Annotated in this window: 12 protein-coding genes; 9 read left to right on the forward strand and 3 right to left on the reverse strand. The window is 71.5% G+C overall.

The genetic code is table 11. From position 1 onward, the window contains the following. Positions 1-50 precede the first annotated feature (50 nt). Together STRCI_RS26820 and nudC are read left to right on the forward strand one after the other, a co-directional pair. Entirely contained in the window at positions 51-1463 is a 1413-nt protein-coding gene (locus STRCI_RS26820) for a dipeptidase (protein WP_269661529.1), read from the forward strand. A gap of 156 nt (positions 1464-1619) precedes the next feature. After that, positions 1620-2564 (forward strand): NAD(+) diphosphatase, encoded by a 945-nt coding sequence (nudC, locus tag STRCI_RS26825; protein ID WP_269661530.1) that lies wholly within the window; start codon positions 1620-1622, stop codon positions 2562-2564. Positions 2565-2656: 92 nt separating this feature from the next. Here the strand turns inward: nudC and STRCI_RS26830 are convergent, their stop codons facing one another. After that, on the reverse strand, positions 2657-2899 hold the full coding sequence (locus STRCI_RS26830) for a mycoredoxin (protein WP_269661531.1): 243 nt from the start codon (positions 2897-2899) through the stop codon (positions 2657-2659). A gap of 185 nt (positions 2900-3084) precedes the next feature. On the opposite strand from STRCI_RS26830, the gene STRCI_RS26835 reads away from it, so the two are divergent. The 5 genes from STRCI_RS26835 (at position 3085) to STRCI_RS26855 (ending at position 6987) form a co-directional block, all read left to right on the forward strand. After that, positions 3085-5283, forward strand: coding sequence for an ATP-dependent DNA helicase UvrD2 (locus STRCI_RS26835; RefSeq protein WP_269661532.1), 2199 nt, complete (start codon positions 3085-3087; stop codon positions 5281-5283). 164 nt (positions 5284-5447) lie between these two features. Further along, positions 5448-5777, forward strand: a complete 330-nt coding sequence (locus tag STRCI_RS26840; RefSeq protein WP_269661533.1) for a hypothetical protein — start codon at positions 5448-5450, stop codon at positions 5775-5777. 173 nt (positions 5778-5950) lie between these two features. Beyond that, positions 5951-6319 (forward strand): WhiB family transcriptional regulator, encoded by a 369-nt coding sequence (locus STRCI_RS26845; protein ID WP_005480495.1) that lies wholly within the window; start codon positions 5951-5953, stop codon positions 6317-6319. Continuing rightward, complete coding sequence (locus STRCI_RS26850; RefSeq protein WP_269661534.1) at positions 6316-6639, forward strand: hypothetical protein; 324 nt, start codon at positions 6316-6318, stop codon at positions 6637-6639. Before STRCI_RS26845 ends, STRCI_RS26850 begins: the two co-directional genes overlap by 4 nt. A 138-nt stretch (positions 6640-6777) precedes the next feature. Continuing rightward, on the forward strand, positions 6778-6987 hold the full coding sequence (locus STRCI_RS26855; protein WP_269661535.1) for a hypothetical protein: 210 nt from the start codon (positions 6778-6780) through the stop codon (positions 6985-6987). A gap of 24 nt (positions 6988-7011) precedes the next feature. Here STRCI_RS26855 and STRCI_RS26860 read toward each other — a convergent pair whose 3' ends face one another. Together STRCI_RS26860 and STRCI_RS26865 are read right to left on the reverse strand one after the other, a co-directional pair. Continuing rightward, positions 7012-8379: an ABC1 kinase family protein gene (locus tag STRCI_RS26860; protein WP_269661536.1), complete on the reverse strand. Its 1368-nt coding sequence runs from the start codon at positions 8377-8379 to the stop codon at positions 7012-7014. Continuing rightward, positions 8372-9613 carry a TOMM precursor leader peptide-binding protein gene (locus STRCI_RS26865; RefSeq protein ID WP_269664654.1) on the reverse strand — a complete coding sequence of 414 codons (1242 nt, stop codon included), beginning with the start codon at positions 9611-9613 and terminating at the stop codon, positions 8372-8374. Before STRCI_RS26865 ends, STRCI_RS26860 begins: the two co-directional genes overlap by 8 nt. A 256-nt stretch (positions 9614-9869) precedes the next feature. Here STRCI_RS26865 and STRCI_RS26870 point away from each other — a divergent pair, with 256 nt between their 5' ends. After that, the gene (locus STRCI_RS26870; protein WP_269661537.1) at positions 9870-10466 is read left to right on the forward strand and encodes a M48 metallopeptidase family protein; all 597 of its coding nucleotides are present in this window, start codon (positions 9870-9872) and stop codon (positions 10464-10466) included. 131 nt (positions 10467-10597) lie between these two features. Then, entirely contained in the window at positions 10598-12286 is a 1689-nt protein-coding gene (locus STRCI_RS26875) for a TerD family protein (RefSeq protein WP_269661538.1), read from the forward strand. Positions 12287-12292 lie beyond the last annotated feature (6 nt).

Below are 12292 nucleotides of genomic sequence, written 5' to 3' on the forward strand. Positions count from 1 at the left end.
TGACGAACCGCCCAACAAGGATGTCGGTGCGGGCCGATAGGCTCGTGACCATGAGTCATCCCGTTGACAGCGTCGTCAGCGACGTCCGTACGTACATCGAGCGGCACCGCGCTGTCTTCCTCGACGACCTCGCCGCATGGCTGCGCATCCCCTCCGTGTCGGCCCAGCCCGACCACGCGCCCGACGTACGGCGCAGCGCCGACTGGCTCGCCGCCAAACTCACCGAGACCGGCTTCCCGACCGTCGAGGTCTGGCCGACGCGGGGCGCCCCGGCCGTCTTCGCCGAGTGGCCCTCCGGCGACCCCGAGGCACCCACGGTCCTGGTCTACGGCCATCACGACGTACAGCCCGCCGCCCGCGAGGACGGCTGGGACAGCGACCCCTTCGACCCCGTCGTCCGCGGACACCGCCTCTACGCGCGGGGGGCGGCCGACGACAAGGGCCAGGTGTTCTTCCACACACTCGGCGTCCGCGCCCACCTCGCCGCGACCGGCCGCACCGCCCCGGCCGTCAACCTGAAGCTGCTCATCGAGGGTGAGGAGGAGTCCGGTTCGCCGCACTTCCAGGCCCTCGTCGAGGAGCGCGTGGACCGGCTCGACGCCGACGCGGTGATCGTCTCCGACACCGGCATGTGGTCCGAGGACACCCCCACCGTGTGCACGGGCATGCGTGGCCTCACCGAGTGCGAGATCCGGCTGCACGGCCCCGACCAGGACATCCACTCCGGCTCCTTCGGTGGCGCCGTGCCCAACCCGGCCACCGCGGCCGCCCGCCTGGTCGCCGCCCTGCACGACGACCACGGGCGCGTAGCGATCCCCGGCTTCTACGACGGCATCGTCGAGCTCACCGACAGCGAGCGGCAGCTCTTCGCCGAGCTGCCCTTCGACGAGCAGCGCTGGCTGCGCACCGCCAAGTCCTACGCCACCCACGGCGAGGCCGGGCACACCACCCTGGAGCGCATCTGGGCCCGCCCCACCGCCGAGGTCAACGGCATCGGCGGCGGCTACCAGGGCCCCGGCAGTAAGACGATCATCCCGGCCGACGCCATGATGAAGCTCTCCTTCCGTATGGTCGCGGGCCAGGAACCCGAGCACATCGAGAAGGTCGTCCGCGCCTGGGCCGCCGAGCAGGTGCCCGCCGGAATCCGCTGCGAGGTCGTCTTCGGCTCGGCCACGCGCCCGTGCCTGACGCCGCTGGACCACCCCGCCCTGCAGTCCGTGGCCCGCGCCATGGGCCGCGCCTTCGAGAAGCCCGTCGGCTACACCCGTGAGGGCGGTTCCGGGCCGGCCGCAGTCCTCCAGGAGGTCCTCGGCGCCCCCGTGCTCTTCCTGGGCATCTCGGTCCCCTCCGACGGGTGGCACGCACCGAACGAGAAGGTCGAGCTGGACCTTCTGCTCAAGGGCGTCGAGACCACCGCGTACCTCTGGGGCGACCTCGCCGAGAACTGGCGCCATGCGCCCTGAGCACGCCGTTCGGTCCGGAGCGGTACCACGCGCGGGGCACACTGGTAGGGCCGCCCCGCACCGTCCCACCGCGCCGGACCCGGTCCCCTCCCGTCCTACGTCCCGCTGAACCGCCCGCCGAAACCAACCGTTCCACCGGGGGAGTTGGAAGCACCCGTGACCACCTGGACCGACCACACCGCCGAACGCCCCATCTCGCTCACCGCCCCGAGCGGCATCGACCGCGCCGCCCACCACCGCCTCGACGAGGCCTGGCTGGCGGCGGCATGGAGCCACCCCACGACCCGCTGCTTCGTGGTCTCCGGCGGCCAGGTCCTGATCGACGAGGCGGCGGACGGCCGCACCGAACTCGTCATGACCCCCTCCTTCGAGGCCCCGCTCACCGAGGCGCACCGCTACTTCCTCGGTATCGACGAGGACGGCGTCAGCTACTTTGCGCTCCAGAAGGACGCCCTGCCCGGCCGCATCGACCAGTCCGCGCGCCCGGCCGGACTGCGCGAGGCGGGCCTGCTGCTGTCCCCGCGCGACGTCGGCCTGATGGTGCACGCGGTCGGCCTGGAGAACTGGCAGCGCACCCACCGCTTCTGCTCCCGCTGCGGCGAGCGCACCGTCATCGCGGCGGCCGGTCACATCCGCCGCTGCCAGGCCTGCGGCGGCGAGCACTACCCGCGCACCGACCCGGCCGTGATCATGGCGGTCACCGACGAGGACGACCGCATCCTGCTGGGCCGCCAGGTCCACTGGCCCGAGGGCCGCTTCTCCACGCTCGCCGGCTTCGTCGAGCCCGGCGAGTCCATCGAGCAGACGGTTCGCCGAGAGGTCTTCGAGGAGGCCGGCATCACCGTCGGCCGGGTCGAGTACGTCGCCAGCCAGCCGTGGCCCTTCCCGTCCAGCCTGATGCTGGGCTTCATGGCCCGCGCCACCTCCACCGAGGTCGACGTCGACGGCGACGAGATCCACGAGGCGCGCTGGTTCTCCCGCGACGAACTGGGCGCCGCCTTCGAATCCGGCGAGGTGCTCCCGCCCTACGGCATCTCGATCGCGGCCCGTCTGATCGAGCTCTGGTACGGCAAGCCGCTGCCGACCCGGCACTTCATCTGACACACGCGCCTGAAACGGCGGAAGGCGGTTCCCCACATCTGGGGAACCGCCTTCCGAACGCGCCGGACAGTGCGCCGGTCGGACCCTGCCGGTCAGACCGTGATCTTCTGCTTGACCTGAGCCAGCGAGGGGTTGGTCAGCGTCGAGCCGTCCGCGAAGAGCACGGTCGGGACCGTCTGGTTTCCGCCATTGGCCTTCTCGACGAACGCCGCGGAATCCGGGTCCTGCTCGATGTTGATCTCGGTGTACGCGATGCCCTCGCGCTCCAGCTGCTTCTTCAGCCGCTGGCAGTAGCCGCACCAGGTGGTGCTGTACATCGTCACAGTGCCCTGCATGTCTCGCGCGCTCCTTCGATGGCTCGGGGACCGGGTCGTCCGATGAGGGAACGTACGCGACCCGGCCCGCCATTCCCGCCCGGGGTATCCCCTCAGACGTGACGCCTGCCGCATTAGTACGACTGCGAGGCCCTGCCTGTGGACAACCGGCTCACCCGTCTCCGGCGACCTGGCAGCATGGCGGTGTGACAGCAGCAACGCACTCCCCGCTCTTCCCGCAGGTACCGGACTCGGCCGACGCGGTGCTCGACGGGCTCGACCCCGAGCAGCGCGAGGTGGCCACCGCCCTGCACGGCCCGGTGTGCGTGCTGGCCGGAGCCGGTACGGGCAAGACCCGGGCGATCACCCACCGCATCGCCTACGGAGTACGCGCCGGGATCCTCCAGCCCTCCAGCGTGCTGGCCGTCACCTTCACCAACCGGGCCGCCGGAGAGATGCGGGGCCGGCTGCGCCAGCTCGGTGCCGCCGGGGTCCAGGCCCGGACCTTCCACTCGGCGGCCCTGCGCCAGCTCCAGTACTTCTGGCCGAAAGCCGTCGGTGGCTCCATGCCCCGGCTCGTGGACCGCAAGATCCAGCTCGTCGCGGACGCGGCCGCCGCCTGCCGTATCCGTCTGGACCGGGGTGAGCTGCGCGACACCACCGGCGAGATCGAATGGGCCAAGGTCACTCAGACCGTCCCCGCCGACTACACGCTCGCCGCCGCCAAGGCCGGCCGCGAGGCCCCCCGCGACCCGGCCGAGATCGCCCAGCTCTACTCCGCGTACGAGGACCTCAAGCGGGAGCGCGGCGTCATCGACTTCGAGGACGTGCTGCTGCTGACCGTGGCGATCCTCCAGGACCGCCATGACATCGCCGAACAGGTCCGCTCCCAGTACCAGCACTTCGTGGTCGACGAGTACCAGGACGTCAGCCCCCTCCAGCAGCGCCTGCTGGAGCTGTGGCTCGGCGACCGCGACAACCTGTGCGTGGTCGGCGACGCCAGCCAGACGATCTACTCGTTCACGGGAGCAACTCCCGACCATCTGCTGGACTTCCGCACCCGCCACCCCGGCGCCACCGTCGTCAAGCTGGTCCGCGACTACCGCTCCACTCCTCAGGTCGTCCACCTCGCCAACGGCCTGCTCGCCCAGGCCCGCGGCCGCGCCGCCGACCACCGCCTGGAACTGATCTCCCAGCGCGAGACGGGCCCCGAGCCCGGCTACACCGAGTACACCGACGAGCCCGCCGAGGCCGAGGGCGCCGCCCGGCGCATCCGCGAGCTGCTCGACTCCGGGATCCCGGCCGGCGAGATCGCCATCCTGTTCCGCACCAACTCCCAGTCCGAGACCTACGAGCAGGCCCTCGCCGACGCCGGGATCCCCTACCAGCTGCGCGGAGCGGAGCGCTTCTTCGACCGCCCCGAAGTGCGCAAGGCCGGGATCGCCCTGCGCGGAGCGGCCCGCTTCGGCGGCAACGACTCCCTCCTCGACGACGCCGTCGACCTGCCCTCCCAGGTCCGCGCCGTGCTCTCCGGCGAGGGCTGGACGTCCGAGCCCCCCGCTGGCTCCGGCGCGGTCAGAGAGCGCTGGGAGTCACTGGCCGCCCTGGTCAACCTCGCCCATGACTTCGCCGCCGCCCGACCCGGCGCCACTCTCGGTGACCTCGTCACCGAACTCGACGAGCGGGCCAACGCCCAGCACGCCCCGACCGTCCAGGGCGTCACTCTCGCCTCCCTGCACTCGGCCAAGGGCCTGGAGTGGGACGTCGTCTTCCTCGTCGGGGTCGCCGAGGGCATGATGCCGATCACCTACGCAAAGACCGACGAGCAGGTCGAGGAGGAACGCCGACTCCTCTATGTCGGCGTCACCCGCGCCCGGGAGCACCTCCATGTCTCCTGGTCCCTCTCCCGCTCACCCGGCGGCCGCGCCAACCGCCGCCCGAGCCGCTTCCTCGACGGGCTGCGCCCCGGCTCCGCCGCCACCGCCGGGCGCACCGTCGCGGGCCGCTCCGGAGGTGTCGAGCGCGGCTGGACCAGCAGACCGGGCGCCGCCGCCCCGCGCCGCACCCAGCGCACCGTCGCCCGCTGCCGGGTCTGCGGCCGCACCCTCACCGACGCCGGCGAGATGAAGCTGATGCGCTGCGACGACTGTCCCTCCGACATGGACGAGGGACTGTACGAGCGGCTCCGGGAGTGGCGTGCGGAACAGGCGCAGCGCAGCGGGCAGCCCGCCTTCTGCGTCTTCACCGACAAGACATTGATGGCGATCGCCGAGTCGAGCCCCGACGAGGAGGGCGATCTCGCGCGGATCCCCGGCGTCGGCGTACGCAAGCTCAACCGCTACGGAGCCGATGTCCTGGCCATCTGCGCAGGTCGGCAGCCCGGGGGAGAGGAAGACGGGGACTGATACGAACTCGTCGAAAAAATAGTTTGCGCATGCCCCAGCGATCCCCATAGGTTCTTAAGCACGGAAACGCGGGCCTTCCTGAGGCCCCGATTCCGTGTTGTACTTGCATACCCGTCGGACTGGTTCACCCCAGTCCCCCTAGACGCCGAGAGGAGGCGAGTCCAGTGATCAGCATCAACACCAGCTCGATTGTCAGCACCGTGAAAATGACCGATCCCTCGGTCATCGCCTCCCTGTGCATGCTCGGCGCCTCGAACCAGGGCACCGGTCTGTCCGGCATCCGTGCCGCCCGTCCGGCGTCCTCCGTGTCTCTGGCGGGTCTTCCCGTCAGTGAGCGCGATGAGCGACCGACCAAGGCACTGGAAGCGGCAGTAGTGGCACAGGCCAAGGCCTATGCCTTTACGGCGACCGGTGCCGGATTCCGGAAGCAGACGACGCAGCACCACCAGATGTGGGCCTTCCGTGGGCCAGAACCCTGGAGTGATCCAGCCTGATTCATTCAGGCCGGCGCCTTCAGGGCCGCGGAACCCCATCCGGGATCCGCGGCCCTTCTGTTTTCCCCGAACGGGGACGACGGAGCGAAGGGGCCTCGGGACAAGAAAAGAACCCGGTACCAGCCGCCACCCGGTCCAACCCGACCGGAACGACCAGACGAGGAAGACGAACCGTGCAACTCGAAGCGCACGCCCCGTCCGTACCGCCTTCCGAAACGATCCCCCCGCCCGGCCTCACGGAGGACTCCACCTTGACCCCGCTCACGGCGCTCACCGCGCTCGACGACGCCATCGAGAACCTCGGCGTACCCGTTCCCTGCCGCTCCTACGACCCGGAGGTCTTCTTCGCCGAGTCGCCCGCGGACGTCGAGTACGCCAAGTCCCTCTGCCGCACCTGCCCGCTGATGGAGGCCTGCCTCGCCGGCGCCAAGGAGCGGCGTGAGCCCTGGGGCGTCTGGGGTGGCGAGCTGTTCGTCCAGGGTGTCGTCGTCGCCCGGAAGCGGCCGCGTGGTCGCCCGCGCAAGAACCCGGTCACGGCATGAACACCGCAGGAACGATCGACCGCCCCGTCACGCACGACCCCAAGAAGCAGGCCCCGATGAAGCCGTCCACCCACGAGCTCGCAGGCACGACGCCTGAAGACTTCACCACCACCGGCGTGATCGACTCGCGCCAGAACAGGACCCGCGAAATGCAACTCATCCCAGAAGCCCTGGCCCGTGCGCATATGCACGAGCGCCTGCATGAGGCCGAGCGGGAACGCCGGGCGCTGCGCCTGGTGACCGCGCGGCGTATGCAGCGCCGCGCCGAGCGCGCCTCGCTGCGCGCCCGCCGCGCGATCGCCATGGCGGTCATGCAGTAATCGACCCGGCCAGTGGCACCGGCCTCCCGATCCGGGAGGAAATCAGCTCCCACCGCGGGGGCCGGTCCGTTCGAACGGACCGGCCCCCGCCGTGCGTTGCGCGCGCGAGGGCCACGACGGCGGAGTTATCGTCACGGGGTGACGAGTCTTCCCGGAGGCAGTGACAACGCCGGCTCCGTCCCGGAACGGCAGCCCCTGGTGTGCGCCGGCTGCGGCGCCACCTCGGAGGGCCCGGAGCCCACCTGGACCTGTTCCGTGGAGAACGGCGAGCGCCGCTACTTCTGCGACGCCTGCTCCCGGAAGAACCTCAGAGCGATCGAGGGACGGCTGGACTCGGCCTGGTGGTAGGCCGGGAGTCCACCCCAGTCGGGCTCACGCCTCCGCGACCGACTCCTCCTCGGTCTCCTCCTCCAGCACGAAGCCGGGCAGCCACTCCTCCAGCTCCTCGCGCAGCCGGACCGTCGCCCCCAGCTGGCACAGGACACCGATGGTGCTCAGCGTCACCCGGTGTATCAGCAGATAGGCGGGCGGCAGATTGAGCTGCTTGCCGAGCTGGTAGGCGGGGGAACGAGGGTCGGCGACGCGGGCCGCCTGGCTGCGCATCCAGCCCCGGGTGAAGGTGAACTCGTCGAGCTGGGCCGGTTCGATGATCGGCAGCAGGTAGTCCAGCACGGCGTCCGGGTCCAGCTCTATGGACTCCTTGACGAAGCCCTCCCGGCACAGCAGTTCGTAGACCGACTCCGCGTCGCCGTCGAGGGTCATGCGCAGTGACTCGCCGATCGGAGTGGGCAGTCCGCCCGGGAGCCGGTCGACCGTGCCGAAGTCCAGGACGCCCAGCTTCCACTCCTCCTCGTCGTGCGGGCCGCCGGGCAGCAGACGGAAGTTGCCCGGGTGCGGATCGGCGTGGAGCAGTCCGGTGCGGGCCGGGCCGGAGAAGAGGAAGCGGGCCAGCAGCTGGCCGGCGCGGTCGCGCTGCTCCTCGGTCCCGTCGTTGATGATCTCCGACAGCGGGATGCCGTCGATCCACTCGGTGACCAGGACCTGGTCGCACTGATGGACCACACCGGGCACCACGACGTCCGGGTCGTCCGCGAACTCCTCCGCGTGCACCTGCTGGGCCTGGGCTTCGAGGGCGTAGTCCAGCTCCTCCGAGACCCGGTCCTTGAGCTCGGTGATCAGCGGCTTGATGTCCATGCCGGGGACCAGCGGGCCCAGCAGCCGGGCGAAGCGGCTCAGTTGGGTGAGGTCGGAGAGCAGGGCCTCACCGGCGCCCGGGTACTGGACCTTCACCGCGACCGCGCGGCCGTCCTGCCACACCGCCCGGTGGACCTGGCCGATCGAGGCCGCGGCGGCGGGCTTGTCGTCGAACTCCACGAACAGCTCGCGCCAGTCCTCGCCGAGCCGCTCGGCGAGCACCGCGTGCACCGTGCGGGTCGGCATCGGCGGCGCCGCCTCCTGGAGCTTGGTCAGCGCGGCCCGGTAGGGGCCGGCCACCTCCTCGGGCAGCGCGGACTCGAAGACGGACAGGGCCTGCCCGAACTTCATCGCGCCGCCCTTGAGCTCACCGAGCACCTTGAACATCTGCTCGGCGGTGCGCTGCTGCAGCTCTCTGCCGACGAGTTCCGCTGACTCGCCCACGATTCGCTTGCCCAGTCCCCAGGTCGCCCGTCCGGCGAAGCCGAGCGGGAGCGCGGCGAGCTTGGCGGTCCGGGTGACCGCCTTCCGGGGAAGATCAGACATGCGCCCTCCTGGTCCCAACGGGCCGAGCGTCCACCTGACGGTGTGACGTTCTCGACGGCCGTTGCTCAGCCATTGTCTCGTGCGCCGCCCCGTCCTTGGAGGTGTGTCCTTCCTTACCTTTCTCCGCACCCTTCTCCGCGCCCTTCTGCGCGGCCCCGCACGGGCATGCGGGATGCGCCCACACCGGGCGCGCGTGCCAGGTCAGACCGGGCAGCGAGACCTCCCAGCGGGCGCCGACGCTGGACGGTGTCCGGCCACCGAGGAACGCCAGCGCGTGTGCCGCCGCCAGTCCCGCGACCGTCGTCGCCAGCGCCAGATCGCAGGCCGGTACGGCACGCGTCTTCCCTCCGCCCGAACGCCACTGGGCGAGCAGCCGGGGGTAGACCGGGTCCCGGTCGGCACGGCCCTCCTGGAGACAGCCGGCGCAACTCGTCTCGCCCGGCAGGACGAGCGGGCCCACGACACCGGTTCCCTCGACGACCCCGGCATAGAGGTGCGGAGTGCCGGAGGCGATGAGGTCGTCGACGGCCGAGGGGACGGGAGCATGCACCGAGACATCGTCCCGTGGGGCGAGGATCACCAGGGAGTGACCGGGGTCGGCGTCCTCGGGCGGTGCCTGGGGGCCACGGCGCGGCGGACGGGCCGGGGCCGCCCTGCGTACGGCCCGGCGGGCGGCCTCGTCCCGGCGCTCGCCGACCGCCTCGGCGGGCAGTCCGCCCGGGGCCACGTCCCACGGTTCGACCCGGCCGCCGTCCCGCACCTCGACCTCGCCGACGCCCGCCCCCGCCAGCAGTGAGGCCAGCACTGCGCCCACCCGGCCCGCGCCGCGCACCTGCACGCGCAGGGAGCGCCGGGCGGCCAGCCGGTCCATGGCCTCGCCCGGTTCGGACGCGGTCAGGGAGAGCGCGGCGAGGTCCGGGCGGAGCCGGTCCAGGACTTCCTTTCTGCCGCGCAGTTCGGCACCGCGCGGGCCGCCCCCGCGGGCGTCGTCGAGCAGTCCCGCCCGGCTCAGCCGGGTCACCAGCCCGTCGACATGGCCGTCCGGCAGCCCCATCCGGCGTCCCTCCGCGCGCAGCAGCTCCAGTCCCCGGGTGCCGTTGAGCAGATCCAGGAAGCTGCCCGTCGCCGTGTCCATCGGGCCGAGCGTCATCGCCTGCGCGGGAGTCATCCCGAACTGCACGGTGTTGAGGTCGCGCCAGCCGCGCCGGAGCGCGGGTTTCACCATCGGAACCATCGGATGCTGCGGATGCATGACAGAACCCCCGTAAGTCATGGTTCGTCCCTGTATGCCGGAACCGCCGATCACTCCCTCGCGGGAGCCGGTCGCGGCTGCCCCGGCGAGATCCAGCATGCCCGGACGCCCGGTCCGCCGCCGACAGTTGTCCACAGGTCCGGCAATTCGTCGTACAAATCAAACGCATGGTGGGGTCTGGGCGCCGAACCGTACCGGAGTCGGGACTTCCCCCATGTGCAGCGGGTAACGTCGGGGCGTGTCCGTCGACCCACTGCACCGCGCCGGAATGCCACACCGCAGTACGACGAGCCCGCCTCCGAACGGTTCGGGGGCGAGCGCGATCGAGGTGCGCAGAAGCTCCCGTCGCCGCAGGACGGTCTCCGCGTACCGCGAGGGCGACCGCACCGTCGTGCTCATCCCCGCCCGGATGTCCGAGGCGGAGGAGCAACGCTGGGTGAGCGTCATGCTGGACAAGCTGGCCGCCCAGGAGAGCAAGCGGGTGCTCGGCGACACCGAGCTGGCGGAGCGCGCGGAACGCCTCTCGGCCCAGTACTTCGACGGCCGCGCCCGGCCCAGCTCGGTCCGCTGGGTCACCAACCAGAACACCCGCTGGGGCTCCTGCACCCCCTCCGAGAGCAGCATCCGCCTGTCCCACCGGCTCCAGGGCATGCCGGAGTACGTCGTCGACTACGTGCTGCTGCACGAGCTGGCGCATCTGCTCGTGCCCGGCCACGGACCGGGCTTCTGGCGGCTGCTGGAGGCGTATCCGCGCACCGAGCGGGCCCGGGGCTACCTCGAAGGAGTGGTGGCCGCCGACCGGTTGCCGCACCTGCCCGGCGCACGCGGAGAGTGACCGCTCCCCGACCATCAGGTACCGCGGGGCGCCGGTTCTGTACCGGCTCTGTACCGACATCGTCCGGTGTCCGAGTTTGCCGTTAGCCTGGCGCGACGCACTCAATTCGGGATGGGGGACGGTCGTTACGCATGGCCAGGGAATTCCAACGCGGCCACAAGGCCAAGATCAGTGACCTCACCGCGGGTACGGATCTGTACGTAGGTGTGCAGATCGCCGGCCCCGGACTGACCTTCGACATCAGCTGCTTCGGTCTCGACGCCGACGAACGGCTCTCGGACGACCGTTACTTCGTCTTCTTCAACCAGCCGAAGTCCCCCGAGGAGTCCATCCAGCTCCTGGGCACCCAGGCCGGTGACACGGAGTCCTTCCGGGTCACGCTGGACCGGATCCCGCAGCAGATCCAGAAGCTGTCGTTCACCGCGACGATCGACGGCGCCGGGCAGATGTCGCAGGTCGGCCCCGGATACATCCGTATCGTGGCCGGCGGCGAGGAAGTCGCGCGGTACGCGTTCAACGGCTCGGAGTTCACCACCGAGCGTGCCGTCATGCTGGGCGACTTCTACCTGAAGGACGTCTGGCGGTTCGCCGCGGTCGGACAGGGCTTCGACGGCGGACTCGACGCGCTGCTGAAGAACTTCGGCGGCGAGGTCATGGAGGAGGAGGCGCCCGCCGCGGCTCCGCAGCAGCCGCAGACCGGCGCTGCACCCGGTTTCGCGCCCCCGCCCCAGGCCGCCGCGCCGCCCGCGTTCGGCGCCCCGGCGCCCGCTCCGGCCGCCCCCGCGCCCGCCCCGGCTCCGGCGCCCGCCCCCCAGGGCTTCGCGCCGCCCCCGGCACCCGCGCCGTCGGTGCACGCGCAGCCGACCATCATCGCGCCCATGACGCCGCCGGCCGGAACCCAGGTTCCCCCGCCGGCCCCCGCGCCCGCGCCCTACGGGCAGCCGCCCCAGCCGCAGCAGCCGTACGGCCAGCCCCCGGCGGCCCCCGGCGCGCCGCTGCCCCCGGGCTACGGCCAGCCGCAGGCACCGCACGCCCCCACCCCGCCTCCGGGCTACGGGCAGCCGACCCCGCCCCCCGGTTACGGCCAGCAGCCGGCGTACGGCCAGGTCCCGGGGCAGCCCGCCGCCCCGTACGGCGCGCCGCAGGGCGCTGCCCAGGGCCCGGGTGTGGCCGCCGCGCTGGAGCAGTTCCGCGAGACGCCCACCGGGCAGCGCTGGACGCAGCAGAACAAGAAGATGGTCCGCGTCGACCTCGGCATCGGCGGCCAGCCGGTGCTGGCCCGCCAGGGCAGCATGGTGCTCTACCAGGGCAAGGTCGATTTCAGCTACAAGGGCGCCGGCTTCGCCGGCCGGGTCGTCGGCAACGCCACCGGCCAGGAGATGCAGCTGATGCGCTGCACCGGCCAGGGCCAGGTGTTCCTCGCCGAGAACAACACGATGGTGCACCCCATCGAGCTCCAGGGCGACGGCATCTGCGTCTCCGCCGAGAACGTCCTCGCCTTCGACGAAGGCCTCCAGTACGAGGTCCGTCGCATCGAGGGACACGGCATCCCCGGTGGCGCGCTGTTCACGATGCAGTTCACCGGCACCGGCACGATCGTCGTGAAGACGCACGGCACGCCCGTGGTCCTCCCGGTCACGCCCACGACGTTCGCCGACGCCAACGCCGTGATCGCCTGGTCGTCCGCCGCCCAGGTGGTCGTCTCCAGCCAGGTGCGGATGCGCCGCAACGCCTACCCGGGCGACACCGGGGAGAGCGTCAACCTCCAGTTCCGGGCCGCTCCCGGCAATTTCATCGTCGTCCAGCCGTACGAGATCTGAGGGAGC

It is taken from the genome of Streptomyces cinnabarinus (assembly GCF_027270315.1).
Classification (GTDB): Bacteria; Actinomycetota; Actinomycetes; order Streptomycetales; family Streptomycetaceae; genus Streptomyces; species Streptomyces cinnabarinus.